General features: G+C 67.9%; 17 protein-coding genes. 3 read left to right on the plus strand and 14 right to left on the minus strand.

What is annotated here, in order from left to right; genetic code table 11:
* Nucleotides 1-134 precede the first annotated feature (134 nt).
* From QFZ52_RS14105 to QFZ52_RS14150, 10 genes are all read right to left on the minus strand, one after another.
* Nucleotides 135-545: a hypothetical protein gene (locus tag QFZ52_RS14105; RefSeq protein WP_307498230.1), complete on the minus strand. Its 411-nt coding sequence runs from the start codon at nt 543-545 to the stop codon at nt 135-137.
* 194 nt (nt 546-739) lie between these two features.
* Nucleotides 740-1,684 (minus strand): LysR family transcriptional regulator, encoded by a 945-nt coding sequence (locus QFZ52_RS14110; protein WP_307498231.1) that lies wholly within the window; start codon nt 1,682-1,684, stop codon nt 740-742.
* 469 nt (nt 1,685-2,153) lie between these two features.
* Nucleotides 2,154-2,567 carry a heat shock protein transcriptional repressor HspR gene (locus QFZ52_RS14115; RefSeq protein WP_066216178.1) on the minus strand — a complete coding sequence of 138 codons (414 nt, stop codon included), beginning with the start codon at nt 2,565-2,567 and terminating at the stop codon, nt 2,154-2,156.
* A 10-nt stretch (nt 2,568-2,577) separates the two neighbouring features.
* Nucleotides 2,578-3,543: a DnaJ C-terminal domain-containing protein gene (locus QFZ52_RS14120; protein ID WP_307498232.1), complete on the minus strand. Its 966-nt coding sequence runs from the start codon at nt 3,541-3,543 to the stop codon at nt 2,578-2,580.
* Between the two features lie 78 nt (nt 3,544-3,621).
* Nucleotides 3,622-4,266: a nucleotide exchange factor GrpE gene (locus QFZ52_RS14125; protein ID WP_107004234.1), complete on the minus strand. Its 645-nt coding sequence runs from the start codon at nt 4,264-4,266 to the stop codon at nt 3,622-3,624.
* Between the two features lie 2 nt (nt 4,267-4,268).
* On the minus strand, nt 4,269-6,119 hold the full coding sequence (gene dnaK, locus QFZ52_RS14130; RefSeq protein WP_066216172.1) for a molecular chaperone DnaK: 1,851 nt from the start codon (nt 6,117-6,119) through the stop codon (nt 4,269-4,271).
* Between the two features lie 165 nt (nt 6,120-6,284).
* Nucleotides 6,285-6,851, minus strand: a complete 567-nt coding sequence (locus QFZ52_RS14135) for a hypothetical protein (RefSeq protein ID WP_307498234.1) — start codon at nt 6,849-6,851, stop codon at nt 6,285-6,287.
* Between the two features lie 268 nt (nt 6,852-7,119).
* A complete protein-coding gene (locus QFZ52_RS14140; protein ID WP_307498235.1) occupies nt 7,120-7,326 on the minus strand; it encodes a hypothetical protein in 207 nt (68 codons plus the stop codon).
* Nucleotides 7,320-7,802 carry an SDR family NAD(P)-dependent oxidoreductase gene (locus QFZ52_RS14145; RefSeq protein ID WP_307498236.1) on the minus strand — a complete coding sequence of 161 codons (483 nt, stop codon included), beginning with the start codon at nt 7,800-7,802 and terminating at the stop codon, nt 7,320-7,322. Before QFZ52_RS14145 ends, QFZ52_RS14140 begins: the two co-directional genes overlap by 7 nt.
* A gap of 208 nt (nt 7,803-8,010) precedes the next feature.
* The gene (locus QFZ52_RS14150; RefSeq protein WP_307498237.1) at nt 8,011-8,736 is read right to left on the minus strand and encodes a TetR/AcrR family transcriptional regulator; all 726 of its coding nucleotides are present in this window, start codon (nt 8,734-8,736) and stop codon (nt 8,011-8,013) included.
* A 132-nt stretch (nt 8,737-8,868) separates the two neighbouring features.
* Between QFZ52_RS14150 and QFZ52_RS14155 the strand changes: the two genes are divergently transcribed.
* Both QFZ52_RS14155 and QFZ52_RS14160 read left to right on the plus strand, forming a co-directional pair.
* Complete coding sequence (locus QFZ52_RS14155; RefSeq protein WP_307498238.1) at nt 8,869-9,813, plus strand: NAD-dependent epimerase/dehydratase family protein; 945 nt, start codon at nt 8,869-8,871, stop codon at nt 9,811-9,813.
* Between the two features lie 318 nt (nt 9,814-10,131).
* Nucleotides 10,132-10,659, plus strand: coding sequence for a DoxX family protein (locus tag QFZ52_RS14160; protein WP_307498239.1), 528 nt, complete (start codon nt 10,132-10,134; stop codon nt 10,657-10,659).
* A gap of 65 nt (nt 10,660-10,724) precedes the next feature.
* Here the strand turns inward: QFZ52_RS14160 and QFZ52_RS14165 are convergent, their stop codons facing one another.
* The 4 genes from QFZ52_RS14165 to QFZ52_RS14180 all read right to left on the minus strand — a co-directional run bounded on the left by QFZ52_RS14165 (nt 10,725) and on the right by QFZ52_RS14180 (nt 14,508).
* Nucleotides 10,725-11,852, minus strand: coding sequence for a glutamate--cysteine ligase (locus QFZ52_RS14165; RefSeq protein ID WP_307498240.1), 1,128 nt, complete (start codon nt 11,850-11,852; stop codon nt 10,725-10,727).
* Nucleotides 11,853-12,094: 242 nt separating this feature from the next.
* Nucleotides 12,095-12,520, minus strand: coding sequence for a hypothetical protein (locus tag QFZ52_RS14170; protein ID WP_307498242.1), 426 nt, complete (start codon nt 12,518-12,520; stop codon nt 12,095-12,097).
* 34 nt (nt 12,521-12,554) lie between these two features.
* Nucleotides 12,555-13,640, minus strand: coding sequence for a fatty acid desaturase family protein (locus QFZ52_RS14175; RefSeq protein WP_307498244.1), 1,086 nt, complete (start codon nt 13,638-13,640; stop codon nt 12,555-12,557).
* A gap of 358 nt (nt 13,641-13,998) precedes the next feature.
* Nucleotides 13,999-14,508 carry a MarR family winged helix-turn-helix transcriptional regulator gene (locus QFZ52_RS14180; protein WP_307498246.1) on the minus strand — a complete coding sequence of 170 codons (510 nt, stop codon included), beginning with the start codon at nt 14,506-14,508 and terminating at the stop codon, nt 13,999-14,001.
* Between the two features lie 262 nt (nt 14,509-14,770).
* Here QFZ52_RS14180 and QFZ52_RS14185 point away from each other — a divergent pair, with 262 nt between their 5' ends.
* Nucleotides 14,771-15,124, plus strand: coding sequence for a hypothetical protein (locus QFZ52_RS14185; protein ID WP_307498247.1), 354 nt, complete (start codon nt 14,771-14,773; stop codon nt 15,122-15,124).
* The last annotated feature ends 42 nt before the right edge of the window (nt 15,125-15,166 follow it).

The raw sequence follows: 15,166 nt of genomic DNA on the forward strand, positions 1-15,166 counted from the left end.
CCTTCACAAGGGGGATGTCAGGTCCAAAGGGTTGAACTGGCCGGGGCGCGAGGTCATTCCCCGATCTCAGGATTCACCCGCAATTCCCACTCTGGCACAGCGAGACCCCTAACGGGAGGGCCTTCGGGAACCGCTCAGGGAATCCCCGGCGGAAGCTCATCCGCGCCATCGAATCCGAGCGGCGGTTCCACCAGCAGGGAGAGCGGGAAGCCGGAGAGCAGCGCGATCATCTCGTAGTAGTCGGAGGCGAAGACGTACCCGGGAAGACCGAACTCCCCGGCCCTGAAGTCCAGATACGCCGAATGGGACGGGAAGTACTGCTCCGGGCGGCGGCCCTGCAGGAAGGTCTTGGCGATCGCGAGTTCCCGCGCGGCCTGGAGGAAGATGAGCTGCCGGGCGGTCTCCGTGGGGTCCTGGGCGGTCCACCAGCGCTGACGGCGCAACGTCTCCTCGACGGCGAGCTGAACGGCCTCGGCGAACCGCTCCGCTGCGGCACGAGGAGTGGGATGCGCGGCCACGGCCTCCAGCAGCGCTTCAACACACACCGCGCACCCCTTCGGCCCGGGGTCACGGTGGCGCGGACGCACCACGCAGTTGATGATCACCCGCATGGGCCCGCCTCCCTCACTCCCCCGTGAGGCGGAGGCGCGGGCGCGGCGTGGCCCGGGAACGGGGGAAGAGACATGACGACGGTCCTTTCAGCGTGTCAGGGGCACGGCCCCTGCGCTTCAGGGGCCGGTCAGGCGTGGACGGCTGAGCCGTTCCGGGAGCGTCGCGCCTGGGCGGCGCGGCGCGGGTCTTTGAGCACTGTCTGTGCCGCGGCGCCGAGCGCCCGGACCAGGACGGGCGCCGGCTTGCCGGGCAGCCGCACCACCGCCAGCGGGGTGGAGACCTCCGGCTCGATCAGCGGCAGCACATGGATGGACGGATCGTCACGGCGGGCCGCGACGGCGGTCTCCGGGACGACGGCGGCCCACAGCCCGGAGGTGACCAGGCTCAGGAGCGCCTCGTTGGAGTCCGCTTCCAGGCGGGGCTTGATCTGAAGGCCGGCGGCCCGCCACGCTTCATCGGCGAGCTGCCGGGCCCGCATATCGGACGCCAGCAGTCCGAGAGGCACCTCGGAGAGCATGCGTCCCGTGATCGAAGCCTGGTCTTCGGGGAACATGCCCGGAGCGGCCACGACCACATTGGTGACCTCGCCCAGGGGCACCGACACGAGGTCCGGGCCGTCCGCCGCGGACGGGTGGATGATGCCGGCGTCGAGTTCGAAGGCCCTCAGCCGCGCCACCACGTCCTCGCTGTTCAGCCCGGATTGGACGGTGGACCGCACGAGCGGATGCGCATCCGCCAGGGCCGACACCACCGCCGTCGCGAGGGCGATCCCCGCCGGGATGGTGCCGATCCGAGCGACGCCGGTGAGCTGGCCCCGTGCCGCCGCGATCTCCGCGGAGAGCGCCTCCTGGTCGGAGACCACCCGGCGTGCCCAGGTGAGCGCCATCTCGCCTTCCGGGGTGAGCCCTTCGAAAGCATGTCCGCGGCGGACCAGCGGCACCCCGAGTTCGACTTCCAGCTTGCGCACCGCCTCCGAGAGCGTCGACGGCGAGACGAAGCATGCCGCAGCTGCCCGGCCGAAGTGCTCCTCCCGCGCCAGGGCGACGAAGTACTGGAGTTGTGTCAGAAGCATGGCATCCCATCTGGTCGTGGTCAGGAGAAGTGAGAGGAACCGCGCTGGACCCGCTCCCTCGCGGTCCCTCTCACCTCAAGAACTGCGGAAGAAGACCTCCGCAGCGTCGTGGGACCTTCGCTGGTGCCCCACGTTCGTACCGCCTTGGTGGGCGGTGGCTTGTCATCGTTGTGCTTTCAGCCTAGGAGCGCTATTGTTCGGCGTCCATCGGGCGAAACCGACCGGTCATTCGGAGCTGCCGAACAACCGGACGGCGCGGACGAACGAACGGAAGAACGGCTGAGCGCGGGATCTCCCCGCGGGGTCCCCGCGCCCGATGGGCTGCGGAGGACCCGCCTGAGGACACACGAAAGGCGGGACACCTGCCTGGTGTCCCGCCCCTGGTGATGCAGTCCTGGTGGTTCAGGCCTGGGACGGCACGGGATTGCTCAGAATCCGCACCGGATGCGAACGGGCGCAGCCCGGAAGGCTACGGCCGCCAGATGACGACGGCCTGGCTCCGCGGCGTCGGGCGCTGGCCCCGCGCGAGCGGGACCACGTCGCCGGCCGACACCCCGGCCGCGAAGACGCGGGGTTCCTGCGCCGCCGGGCGGCGCTCCAGTTCCTCGGTCAGTTCCCGGACGCGGGACTGCAGAGCCGCGACCTGGTTCTCCAATTCGAGGATGCGCTTGATGCCCTCGAGGGAGACGCCCTCCTGGGAGAGGCGCTGGACCTCACGCAGCCGGTCGACGTCGTGCTGCGAGTAGCGGCGCGCCTTACCCGGCGCCCGGCTCGGCGACACGATGCCCAGCCGGTCATACTGACGCAGGGTCTGGGGATGCATCTCGGCCAGCTCGGCGGCAACCGAGATCACGAAAAGCGGTTGATTCAGGTCGATCGCCATGGCTCACCTCCTACAGCACGGCGTGGGCGGCGATGACCGCCCGGGGGTCCTCACCGGCGGTGGCGTCGGCGAAGGCCTCGACTGCCGCCTTGGCGGCGTCGTTCAGCTTCTGGGGCACGACGACGTCGACCGTCACCAGCAGATCGCCGGTGGCCTTCGCCGTCTTCACGCCGCGGCCCTTGACCCGCAGGGTGCGTCCGCTCGGAGTGCCGGCGGCCAGGTGGAGCTTGACCTTCTCGCCCTCCATGGTCGGCACCTCGATGTTCCCGCCGAGGGCGGCCTCGTTGAAGCTGATCGGCACGTGGATGCGGATGTTGTTCCCGTCCCGTTTGAAGAAGGGGTGCTCCTTCACGTGGACGGTGATGATCAGGTCGCCGTTGCCACCGGATCCGGGGTTGCCCTTGCCCCGCTGGCGGACCTTCTGGCCGTCCTTGATGCCGGCCGGGATCTTGACGTCGATGACGTTGCCGTCCGGCTCGCGCAGGCTGACCGTGGTGCCCTGGATGGAGCCCTTGAAGGAGATCGTAGTGCTGGCCGTGCGGTCCGTGCCCTTGGTGGGCTGCTGGGAAAAGCCTCCGAAGCCGCCTCCGCCGCCGAACAGGTCGGCGAATTCCGGCGGGATCCCGCCCGAGGCGCCGCCGCGGGTGCGTCCGCCCTGGTTGAAGATGCCGCCGAAGAGGTCCTCGAAACCGCCGGGCCCGGCGCCCTGTCCGCCACTGCCCGGGGCGAAGCGTGCGCCGCTCCCCATGGCACGGATGGCGTCGTACTGCTGACGGTCCTCCGGGTTGGAGAGCACCGAGTTGGCCTCGGTGATGTCCTTGAACTTCTTCTCCGCTTCGGCGTCCCCGGCGTTGGTGTCGGGGTGATACTTGCGGGCGAGCTTGCGGTACGCCTTCTTGATGTCGGCGTCGGACGCGTCCTTGGCGACACCAAGGATCTTGTAAAAGTCCTTCTCAACCCAGTCCTGGCTTGCCAAGGGCGTTTCCTTTCCTGTCTGAAAATCCAAAGGGGGCGGTGCGGGCGCCGTGGCGCCCGCACCGCTGATGGTGCCCGCTTACTGCGGGACCGCGACGATGACCTGCGCAGCCCGCAGGACGCGGGAGGAGGTCCGGTAGCCGGCCCGGAGGACCTGGCTGACCGTGTCCACCTCGACCTCGCCGGGCTGCTGGATGAGTGCCTCGTGGATGGTGGGGTCGAACTCGACACCCGTCTCCTCGATGCGCTCCAGTCCGTAGGTCTTGAGCGTGTTCTCCAGCTTGCCGGCGATCGAGGCGAACGGGCCGTCGGAGAGGTCCCCGTGGGCACGTGCCGCGTCGATGTCGTCCATGACCGGGAGGATGGCGTTCAGCACGCCGATGACGGCCATCTCGCCCGCCACCGCCCGGTCACGTTCCACCCGCTTGCGGTAGTTGACGTACTCGGCCTGGAGGCGCAGCAGATCGTTGCGCAGCTCCTCCGCCTCGGACGACGAGGGAGTGTTCCCCGCATCGGCGCCCGCGGCGTTGAGGATCTCCTCGGCCTGGCTGAGTGCGTCACCGTTAGCGTCGGTGGCGCCGCCACCGGCTGGAGCTTCGGAGCCCTGGGGGGTCCGTGCCTGGCCGGTCTCCGGGTCGACCTTGCGGTTGTCCCGGATGACCGGCTCCTGGCGCTCGTCCCCGGTCCCGGAGCCGTGTTCTGCTTCGTTACCGTGGTGCGGCATGGTTACTTCTTCTCGTCTTCGTCGATGATCTCGGCGTCCACGATGTCCTCTTCAGGAGCACCGGCGGAGGCGCCTGCGGCTTCCTCACCACCGGCGGGAGCCTGGGACTGGGCGTAGATGGCCTCGCCGAGCTTCGTCTGGGAAGCCTGGAGCTTCTCGAACGCAGCCTTCACAGCGTCGTCATCCGTGCCTTCGAGGGCGGCCTTGAGGGCGTCGACATCGGCCTTGACCTCGGTCTTGACCTCTTCCGGCAGCTTGTCGTCGTTGTCGGCGATGAGCTTGTCGGTGGCGTAGGCCAGCTGCTCGGCGGCGTTGCGGGTGTCCGCAGCCTCACGGCGCTTCTTGTCCTCGGCGGCGTGCGCCTCGGCGTCGGCGACCATGCGCTCGATGTCCTCCTTGGAGAGGGCGCTGCCACCGGAGATCGTCATGGACTGCTCCACACCGGTGCCCTTGTCCTTGGCGGACACGTGCACGATGCCGTTGGCGTCGATGTCGAAGGTGACCTCGATCTGCGGCACGCCACGCGGTGCGGGGGCGATGCCGGTCAGCTCGAAGGTGCCCAGCGGCTTGTTGTCCCGGGTGAACTCACGCTCGCCCTGGAAGACCTGGATCGACACGGACGGCTGGTTGTCATCCGCCGTGGTGAAGGTCTCGCTGCGCTTGGTGGGGATCGCGGTGTTGCGCTCGATCAGCTTGGTCATGACGCCGCCCTTGGTCTCGATGCCGAGGGACAGGGGGGTCACGTCGATCAGGAGCACGTCCTTGCGCTCGCCCTTCAGCACGCCGGCCTGCAGGGCTGCGCCCACGGCCACGACCTCGTCCGGGTTGACGCCCTTGTTGGGCTCCTTGCCACCGGCGAGCTCCTTGACCAGCTCGGTCACGGCGGGCATACGGGTGGAACCACCGACGAGCACGATGTGATCGATGTCGGAGACCTTGATGCCGGCTTCCTTGATGACGTCGTGGAACGGCTTCTTGGTGCGCTCCAGCAGGTCCTTGGTCAGGTCCTGGAACTTGGCACGGGTGAGGTGCTCGTCCAGGTGGACCGGGCCGTCTGCGGTGACCGAGAGGTACTGCAGGGAGATGTTGGTGCTGGTCGAGGAGGAGAGTTCCTTCTTGGCCTGCTCCGCAGCCTCGCGCAGACGCTGGAGGGCGATCTTGTCCTTGGAGAGGTCGATGCCCTTGGCCTTCAGCTGGCCCAGGAGGTACTGGACGATCCGGTCATCCCAGTCGTCGCCACCGAGACGGTTGTCACCGGCGGTCGCGCGGACCTGGATGGTGGAGAAGCCGTCCTCGTCCTTGCCGACTTCGAGCAGGGACACGTCGAAGGTGCCGCCACCGAGGTCGAAGACCAGGATGAGTTCGTCTTCCTTGCCCTTGTCCAGACCGTAGGCCAGAGCGGCCGCGGTGGGCTCGTTGACGATGCGCAGGACGTTGAGGCCCGCGATCTCACCGGCCTCCTTGGTGGCCTGGCGCTCGGCGTCGTTGAAGTATGCCGGAACGGTGATGACCGCGTCGGTGACCTTCTCGCCCAGGTACGCCTCGGCGTCGTTCTTCAGCTTCATGAGCGTACGGGCGGAGATCTCCTGCGCCGTGTACTTCTTGCCGTCGACGTCGACGCTCCAGTCGGTGCCCATGTGGCGCTTGACGGAGGCGATGGTGCGGTCGATGTTGTTGACGGCCTGGCGCTTGGCGATCTCGCCGACCAGGACCTCACCGTTCTTGGAGAACGCAACCACTGACGGCGTAGTGCGACCGCCTTCAGCGTTGGCGATGACGGTGGGCTCGCCACCTTCCAGAACGGAGACGACCGAGTTGGTGGTTCCGAGGTCAATGCCTACAGCACGTGACATGTGTTGCTTCCTTCCTTGGAAAAAGTAGGTGTTCGCTGCGTTCAAGGCTTTTCCTTGAGCGCTCTGCACTCAACTCTACTCTTAAGCATTCAGGTGTCAAGCAAAGTTGAGTCGCCTCCACTCAAGTTCGCTGTGAGCGAACAAAAGTCGAGATGCCCGGCGTCCTCAGGCGAGGCCGACGCTCTCTTCAGCGGTGTCATTGGAGGGGTCTGTGTCGCCCGGGACGTTGCTGATCAGCGCCACGGCATGGGCCGCGTTCAGCGCGGTGGATGGGCCCGCCGTGAGGGACACGGCCGCCGGCGGGGCGCCCACGATGAGGGGCGCGACCGTCGTGGCGGTGAGCGTGAACACCTCGGTGCTGGTGATCGTCTGCGGCACCGTGGAGGTGAGCTTCAGGCGGGGATCGACCACGACGCCGGCCACCGGGATGGTGTTCTCCCGCACCAGGGTGACATCCAGGGTGAGCGTCAAGAGGACGCCCGCCGGGATGTCCCCGCCGGAGGACGGGCCGGCCACCACTCCGCCGCCGAGTCGGGTGCGGAGGCCGCCATCGATGAAGTCGGCCTCCGCCCACGCCGCGGCGTCGATGCCCGCTCCGCTCGCGGCCGACTGCGGGGCGGCCACGGCCGCGGCGATCACGGGAATGCTCCAGGCCGCGCCCCGCACGACCGCGCGCCGCGGCGTTCCGCCGGAGGACGGGGATTCGGGCGAACGCCCCTGCTGATCCATCATGTGCTCATGCCCTTCCGAGGGGCCGGCCGGAGACCCGCCAGGACCCACCGGCACAGGGCCCCGCTCTGAAATTCAGGAGGCCGCCGAGTACGGCGGCCAAAAGGTCAAAACTAGCATGACGATCGTTTGGGGATGACAACCGTAAGGGGATGGGGCGGCCTGCTCTCCTGACGCGCCCGCCCCCTGATTCACGCCGCCCCGATTCCGGTGCCCCGATTTCTTTCGGGTGCGGATATTGCCACACCGGAAGGAAACTGGCGCACCGGGATCACCACTCCAGATCGGACTCGCCGAGGGAGCAGAACCGGGGACTCCGCCGGTCCGCCTCATCGACCAAGGCCAGGAGTTCCCGGGCCGCCACCGCCGGGTCCTTGTCCGCACCGACCCGGCCCATTCCCGTCGTCAGCCGGCCGGGATGCACAGCCAGGACCCTGATTCCGGGAGACAGCTCCTGCGCCAGCGAGACGGTCAGCATGTTCTGCGCCGCCTTCGAAATCCGGTAGGCGTAGCTGGTGCCGAAACCGTCGAAACCGCCCTGGCCTGGGCCGTCACCGAACCCAGCCGCGAGCTCACGTTGACGATCACGGGAGCCGGCGCCTTGCGCAGTGACGGCAGCAGCGCCGCGACGAGCCGCATCGGACCGGCGACGGCGACGTCTAGGCTCGCGAGCACGAGGTCCGGATCGGCGCGCTGGACACCGCCGCCGGGCGCGCCCTGCGCCGCGTTGTTGACGAGCAGATCGACCGGGCGATCCCCGACCGCCGCCATCAGATGCTCGGGCGTGTCAGCCCGCACGTCGTGCCGGAGGACCGTCAGACCGGCCCGCGGTTCGCGCCGCACTCCCGGCTGACGCTCCAGGCCGATCACCGACCAGCCGGCGCCGAGCAGTTCCTCCGCGATGGCCCGCCCGAGGCCCCGGCCCGTCCCGGACACCACGGCGAGCCGGGTCATCCGGCCCCGCCGTTGAAGGGCCCTGGAGTGACATCCTGCACCGTGATCATTCCGCCACGGAACCAGCCCGCGCCGAGCGGGTCAAGTCATGACCATCGTGCGCGACTCACGCCGCCCCGATTCCGGTGCCCTGATTTCTCCCGGGTGCGGATATTGCCGCACCGGAAGGACATCAGGGCACCGGAATCGGGAGCAGGGCGCGCTGACTCTACAGCCCGACGACGTCGGCCAGCGTCCGCATCTGATGCGCGAAGAGTTCCTCCCGGGCGGGGAAGGTGTCCGGCCCGTACTGCCCGAACACCTCGAAGCTGACCGCCCCGAACACTGACGTCCAGACCAGGACGCCCCGGGCGAGCAACTCGTCCGGCAGTTCCAGCCCGAGTTCGTCGCGCACCGCAGCGAGGTTGCCGGCCAGGTCGTCGGACACGACGCCGGCCTCCCCCGCGTCCCGCAGCGCACCGGCTCGGTATGCGGCATCGAGGATCCCGACCAGCCGGAGCACCACCCGGGTCCCGGGCTCCACGGTCCGCTCCCCCGGCGCCTGGTACCCCGGCACGGGGCTGCCGAACAGCAGCGCGTAGCAGGCGGGTTCTGCCACGGCCCAGCGGCGGACGGCCTGCGCGAGGGTCAGGAACCGCTCCCTGAAGTCGTCGTCCGGCACCTGGTTCACGGCCGCGTCGACGGCGTCGCCCAGTTCGTTGTAGGCGTCGATCAGCAGGAGCGTCAGCAGTTCGTCCCGGCTCTCCACATAGCGGTACACGGCCGAGGAGACGACGCCGAGGTCACGCGCCACCGCCCGCAGGGACAGGGCCGCCGCCCCCTGCTCGGCGAGGTGCTTCCGCCCGAGGCTCACGATGTCCGCGATGGTGCGGGCCCGGGCGCGCTCACGGGGTCCGGGGGTGCGATCGGCGGGAGGAGCTGAGGTGTCCGGCATGGACCCATGCTGTCCGATTCCGAGAGCAGCGTCAACTTTTGAGAGCAGTGCTCTTGACATCCCCCAAAAGGAGCCTCATTCTGGATTCAGAGAGCGGTGCTCTCGCTTCCGCTTCGAACTCAGGAGAACACCATGTCCCAGAACCCCAGCACCTACCTCGTCATCGGCGCCGGCCCCATCGGCTGGACCGTGGCCTCCCAGCTCGCCGAGCAGGGCGAACGGGTCCGCCTGCTCACCCGCTCAGGCTCCGGCCCGGATCACCCGCTGATCGACCGCGTGCGGGGCGACGCCGGGGACCCGGCATCGCTCGCCCGGGAGCTCGACGGCGTGCGGGCCGTCTTCCACTGCATGCACGGCAGCGCCTACACGGAGCAGGCCTGGCGCGCCGAGCTGCCGCAGGCCGAGCGCGCGGTGCTGGATGCCGCAGCCGCGGCGGGGGCCGTCGTCGTGTTCCCCGAAAGCCTGTACTCGTACAGCGAGCCCGACCGCGTCATGCGCGAGGACGGCCCACGCCGGGCCCGCGGCGGAAAGCGCGGGGTGCGCACCGAATTGCTCGCGGCCCGGGCGGCCCATCCCGCACACACCGTGAGCATCGTGGCGAGCGATTACTTCGGCCCGCAGGCGCTCAACGCCCACGCCGGCGAGCGCATGGTCCCGCTCGTCCTGGCGGGCAAGACGGTGCGCGTCGTGGGGTCGGCGGACCAGCCGCACTCCTTCACGTACGTGCCCGACTACGCGGCCGCCATGATCGCCGCCGCCCGCGACGTGTCCCTCTGGGACCGCGTGCTGCACGCCCCCACTGGGCCGGCCCTCACGCAGCGCGCGCTGGCGGAGGCCTTCGCGACGGCGGCCGGCGCTCCTCCCGCCAAGGTCGCCGTGCTGCCGCGCTCGCTAATGAAGGGGCTGGGCCTGGTGATGCCGTCGATCCGGGAGCTGAACGAGTTGGAGTACCAGTTCACGGCGCCGTTCGTGATGGACTCGACCGCGAGCGAGGCACTGCTCGGTTTCGGGCCGACCCCGCTGGACGAGGCGGTCCGGGCGACCGTGGCCTGGTGGCGGGAGCGCGCGACGGCGTGAGGCGGGGCCGCCGCCGATGGCCTCGGCCCGGCCCCGCCTCAGGTCAGCTCGGCTCAGCTCAGCTCAGCTCAGCGTGTCAGCGCCGTCGGCGCAGCACGAGCACGATGAAGATGGCCGCAGCCACTGCGACAAGAGCGCCAGGATTCGTTGCTCAACCCTTCAGAACGGAATGGGCGGGACAGTCGGGCCGTCCGCCTCCTGCGGCCATTCTCCTCCGTGTTCGCCGCGACCGCACGGCCCCAGCCCCTGACGCGTGCGTGACCGCACGGATCCGCGCCCTCTTGCCGCTGGGTGCGCCGCCTGCGGTACTTTGTGTCCATGATCGCCGACAGCACCGCACTCGATGTGGGAATCCTCTTCCTGCGCCTCGTCGTAGGGGTCACGATGGCCGCCCACGGTTTCCAGAAGTTCCTCGGCAAGGGCGGGATCGGGCAGGTCGCCGCCTGGTTCGACAGCATCGGCATGAAACCGGGCAGGTTCAACGCGCTCATGGCCGCTTCGACTGAGACGGCCGCCGGGATCGCGCTCGCCCTCGGACTCGTCACCCCGCTTGCCGCGGCCGCGTATGTCGCCCTGATGGCTGTCGCGTTCTGGACAGTCCACCGGCACGGCTTCTTCGCGACCAAGGGCGGATGGGAGTACAACCTGGTCCTCGGCGCGACGGCGGTGACCGTGGCGATGCTCGGTGCCGGAAGGCTCAGCGTGGACCACGTGTTCACCGGCACCGGGATCGCCGGCCTCCTCTGCGGCTGGGCGGGACTGCTCATCGCAGTCCTCCTCGGGGTCGTCGGCGCGGTAGGCCAGCTCGCGATCTTCTATCGACCTCCCGCGCCCACGGATCGATGATGGGCGATCGCCGACGTCGAGCCGGCCAAGCTGACGCGGAGAACTGACTCCCGCGTGAAACGAACTCAGTCGAGCGGCTCGCGTTCGGGTCGCCGGCCGTGTGCGTGAGTGGCCTCCACGAGTGCCGCGACGACGTCGGAGGCGAGTCCGCCGCTGAAGGCTTCGCGCTGCAGGCGCTCCCCTGAGCCGTGCTCGAGGATCCGCGCGATCCCGGCGCGGACGAGCGGGAGGTCGCCGGCGCCGTCGAGCGCCGCTTCAAGGTGATGCGCGAAGTCCTCGACGACGGCGGCCGCGGGGCGGGGGACGCCGGTGGCCGGATCGAGCAGTTCGCCCCGCAGTCCGAAGCGGCTCGCCTGCCAGTCAGCCAGCCGCAGCGTGTCCGTCCGGACGGCTGGAGCGGGAATGCCCGCCCGCCACTCCATGGCCGCGGTTTCGACCAGTGCCCGCACGGCGGCGGCGAGCACCACGGCGTCCTCGGCCAGGAGGCAGATGTCGGCGATCCGCACCTCCACGGTGGACTGGTGCCGGCAGAGCCGCGCGTCGAAATACACCATGCCCTCGTCCAGCAGCACCCCGGTGCGGATCAGCCGCGCGATGGTCGCGTCGTATCCGTCCGCGGTGCCGAAGATCTCGGCTGGCCCCGCCGAAGGCCAGCGGCTCCAGATCTGCGTGCGGTAGCTGGCGAACCCCGTGTCCTCGCCCTTCCAGAAGGGCGAGTTCGCGCTGAGGGCGAGGAGCACCGGGAGCCAGGGTCTGATGCGGTCCAGGACGGCCACACCCTCGTCCCGCGAATCCACGGAGACGTGGACATGGAATCCGCAGGTGATTTGTTCCCGCGCGACCATGCCGAAGCGCTCGGACATGGCGGAGTACCGCTGGTCGCCTTCCGTCGGCGTCGTATGCATCAGCGGAGGGGTGCCCGAGGCGGCGATCCGCGCTCCGACAGTCCGGGCCGCAGCATCGGCCAGTGAACGTCCGGCCACGATCTCGGCGCGAAGGTCATCCGCCGTCTCACAGGGCCGGGTATTGACCTCGATCTGCTCCTGCTTGAACTCCGTCGTGAAATCGGGTCCGGGTGGGGAATCAGTACCGGAGCGCGCCACAGCGTCGAGAACCGCTCCGGCGAGTGGCAGCGGCCACCCGCTGTCCGCCGAGACGATCAGCAGTTCCTCTTCGACTCCGAACGTGCGCATCCGCGCCTCCGCTCACCTGGCCCGAGAGGTCCGATCCGTCCGGGCGCCATGCCGTGTTCCCCCTTGAATCATCCCACCGCGACCAGTGCGGAGAGAAGGTGGGTTCAGGGGGCTCGGTCATCCCTCTCCGCCCACTTCACCGCCGGCACGCGGGTTGTCATGAGACCGCCATCCATCACGGAGTGGAGCGAGTCGCCGGGGTGATGTCGCGTCGGCCGGCGGGCCAGGAACGCCATGCCTGGTCAGTGGAAGCGGACTTCGGCTGCGGCTTTCCTCAGCTGTTCCCGCCTGCTTTCCGAGAGGTGAGGCGCCGGGTGCGCCGGGCGGTCGGCGTCGTCGACGACGTCGGAAAGTTCCTGGATCAGTGCGCCTAGCAGGAGCGCGAGCCCCTCGCTGAGTTCGTCCAGGGTGGTGTTGGTGATATCCAGTCGGCGTTCATTGAGAATGAGCCCGACGTCCGGGTAGCCGGCCTCCGTGAGCCGGTCGGAAGCGGCAAGGTGAAGGAGCCGTTCATGTTCGGACCGGCTGGGGCGCCGGTTCAGGATCGTTGGAACGGTGTACCTCTCCGCCTGCGGGAATTCTTCGATTCCAGCGACCAGACAGGAGAACACCACCCCTTCCACCCGAAGGAGTTCCGGATGGCTCGTCATGCTGCCGTGCGTGTTCATGGTGTTGATCCTTGGTCTGCTGGCGGACACCCGTTCAGCTCGTGAGCGCCGGCCGTCGCAGTGTCTGCGCGACAGGGCATTCGAAGACCGATCCGCGCCCGTAGCCGACCTCGTTGAGATATTTGATGACGGTCCCGTAGGAGGCCAGCAGTGTCGATGTGGTGTACGGGATGCTCTCCTCGGCGCAGGTACGCCGGACGATCGCCGCGGCGCGTCGGAGGGCGGGTCGAGGCATGGTGGGGAAGAGGTGGTGCTCGATCTGGTAGTTCAAGCCGCCCATGAGCAGATCCATGGCCCAGTTGCCGGTGATGTTCCGCGAGGACCGGACTTGCCTGGTCAGGAAGTCGACCCGGTCCCCCGCTGCGTACACCTTCATGCCCTTGTGGTTCGGGGCGAAGGTGGCTCCCATGTAGAAACCGAAGACACCCTGCTGGACCAGCACGAAGGTGATGGCCAGGGGCAGCGGAAGGAAGACGAACGCCAGCACAGGGACTGCGCAGGTCCTGGCCGTGAGAATCACCAGTTCAAGGGCGCGCCGGTCCACCCGCCCTCTGCTGAGCAGGTGCCGGTAGGAGTCCACCTGCAGGCTGATACCGAGGAACGGCAACAGCAGAAAGAGGAAGTAGCCCTGCCCCTTGGCGATGAAGTGCAGTGCCCTCGGCCTTGCCGCAGCCGCCTGATCGTAGAAGGCAACGAACCCGGGGCGGATATCGGGATCCTTGCCGATCATGTTCGGCGTCGAATGGTGCCTGGTGTGTTTCTGCTGCCACATGGCGTAACTGATGCCGGACAGCCCCGTGGCGACCAGACGCGCGAACCAGTCGTTGGCTTTCCAGGTGGAGAAGATCTGGCGGTGCGCCGCCTCATGGGCGAGAAAGCCGAATTGGGTCATCAGCACGCCCAGGCCCACCGCGATCAGGATCTGGAAACCGGAATCACCCAGCAGGCCGAAGCCGGCCCATGCGGCGCCGTAGGCCACGATCAGGATCGAAAAAAGTGTGAGGTAGAAGCCCCGGCGGCGAACCAGAAGCCCATCGGATTTCATCTGGGTTTGAAGAGCGACGAATCGCTCCACCAGGGGGTTGCTCCGCGCAGGGCGCGAGAGAAGGTCAGTGTTCATTCAGTGCCGCCAATGGCTGGGAGGTTCGGTGCGACCCTCGATATCGGGGCACCATTCCCTCGTTTCTCGACTCTACGGGATCCACCTGAGAGAGCTGTCGGAATGTCGACGGACCCGCCCGAATCGCCATTGACCCGGACGGGAGTGCAAGGGAAGCCTGGGGAGGATCCCACGCGGGCGACCAGAACCGGTGTCACCGGCCTCAGATGGTTATTCGTGATGTTCCGCTCTCCATCAGGAGTCACTCCTCCCCGGTCGAGGACTGCCGCCAGAAGGAGATCTGCATCACAGTCTACCAGAAAGGTTGCTTGTCTAGCTAGGAAACTTCGGTCGGAACCCGTCAGCGCACCGGCAGACGTCAATCCGCCATGCCACGCTTGGGCCGCGGGTCGAACTCGGCCAAGGCTCCGATGAGGGCCTCCAGATACTTCTCCACGGTGGCGAGTTCGGCCGCGCTGAACGTGCTGGCGGCGGACAGCAGGGCGCTGACCTGACGCTGCAGTCCCGATTCGAGCATGGCCTGAGCCGCCTCCGTGGCATGCAGGATCCGCGCTCGGCGGTCCCGCCTATCGACTTCGCGGGTGAGATAGTCGGCCGAGATCAGTCGCTCTACGAGTGCGGAGACGGAAGCCGAGGTGAGTTTGAGGTAGTTCCCCAGTAGTCGTGACGTGACCTTCCGGGTCGCGGATTCATCCACGACGAAGCGCAGAGCGTCCAGGTCGGTGTTGTTGATGTTCAGATCCGCTCGGAGCGTTTCCCGTGCGCCCGCCTCGACCAACCGGAACTCGCGCAAGAGGTGGAGTGAGTTGAGGACGTGATCTTCCCGCCCTCCCTCGAGCCAACTGCGATTGATCAGTTCCAATGCCATGAGCGGTGAACCTTCCGTAGGGTGAGCGCCTCGCTTAACGAACTAGCTTTAAGGTTCACCTCCATTTTAGAACCGCTTCACATCGCATTGAACCCCCCTTAGCTGATTCCGCCTTCCCGAACGTCGAATTCGAACCCTCTTGCGTGTAGATAGTTTGATAAACTAGATTTCAGCTAAGGGGTCGTTTACCGCCCCAACGAAGAGAAGCGCCACCGGTCTCACCCGAACAGTTCACTCGTCTCAACCCCTTCAAGGAGAGAGCATGCGAATCGTCAGCAAGACCCAGAACATCGTGGACAACCAGGTCCAGAACCAGTACGAGATCTACCGGGACGGAAACGTCCAGGGCGTCGTGAAGTACCGCATCGAGGGAACCACTCTCCGGTTCTTCCTCTGCCGCACCACCGGCCTCCGCTCCCCGTGGGAACGACGCGCGTTCTATCTGGCGGCGGCCCGGGACGCGAAGCGCCGCCGTATGAACGTTCAGATCACGTCCCGTTCCATGGCCGAAGATCTCGCCCCCTTCAGAAAGTGGTGCCATGCCGCGCCGCAGGAGCGCCCGGTGCGCCGCGTCGACAGCGCCCGCGTCACTCCCTCACTGCAGCACGCCGCCTAGCCGTTCGACTTCGCCGGCTGACGGCGTCGACCCGGTCGACGC

It is taken from the genome of Arthrobacter woluwensis, from assembly GCF_030816155.1.
In the GTDB taxonomy this organism is placed as follows: domain Bacteria; phylum Actinomycetota; class Actinomycetes; order Actinomycetales; family Micrococcaceae; genus Arthrobacter_E; species Arthrobacter_E woluwensis_A.

Coding starts and splice junctions, on each gene's coding strand:
- QFZ52_RS14150 (WP_307498237.1), bottom strand. CDS start 8,736: ATGCCGGACACCTCAGCTCCTCCCGCCGATCGCACCCCCGGACCCCGT.
- QFZ52_RS14145 (WP_307498236.1), bottom strand. CDS start 7,802: ATGACCCGGCTCGCCGTGGTGTCCGGGACGGGCCGGGGCCTCGGGCGG.
- QFZ52_RS14140 (WP_307498235.1), bottom strand. CDS start 7,326: ATGCTGACCGTCTCGCTGGCGCAGGAGCTGTCTCCCGGAATCAGGGTC.
- QFZ52_RS14115 (WP_066216178.1), bottom strand. CDS start 2,567: ATGGCGATCGACCTGAATCAACCGCTTTTCGTGATCTCGGTTGCCGCC.
- QFZ52_RS14125 (WP_107004234.1), bottom strand. CDS start 4,266: ATGCCGCACCACGGTAACGAAGCAGAACACGGCTCCGGGACCGGGGAC.
- QFZ52_RS14175 (WP_307498244.1), bottom strand. CDS start 13,640: ATGAACACTGACCTTCTCTCGCGCCCTGCGCGGAGCAACCCCCTGGTG.
- QFZ52_RS14110 (WP_307498231.1), bottom strand. CDS start 1,684: ATGCTTCTGACACAACTCCAGTACTTCGTCGCCCTGGCGCGGGAGGAG.
- QFZ52_RS14180 (WP_307498246.1), bottom strand. CDS start 14,508: ATGGCATTGGAACTGATCAATCGCAGTTGGCTCGAGGGAGGGCGGGAA.
- QFZ52_RS14155 (WP_307498238.1), top strand. CDS start 8,869: ATGTCCCAGAACCCCAGCACCTACCTCGTCATCGGCGCCGGCCCCATC.
- QFZ52_RS14185 (WP_307498247.1), top strand. CDS start 14,771: ATGCGAATCGTCAGCAAGACCCAGAACATCGTGGACAACCAGGTCCAG.
- QFZ52_RS14160 (WP_307498239.1), top strand. CDS start 10,132: ATGATCGCCGACAGCACCGCACTCGATGTGGGAATCCTCTTCCTGCGC.
- QFZ52_RS14170 (WP_307498242.1), bottom strand. CDS start 12,520: ATGAACACGCACGGCAGCATGACGAGCCATCCGGAACTCCTTCGGGTG.
- QFZ52_RS14135 (WP_307498234.1), bottom strand. CDS start 6,851: ATGATGGATCAGCAGGGGCGTTCGCCCGAATCCCCGTCCTCCGGCGGA.
- QFZ52_RS14165 (WP_307498240.1), bottom strand. CDS start 11,852: ATGCGCACGTTCGGAGTCGAAGAGGAACTGCTGATCGTCTCGGCGGAC.
- dnaK (WP_066216172.1), bottom strand. CDS start 6,119: ATGTCACGTGCTGTAGGCATTGACCTCGGAACCACCAACTCGGTCGTC.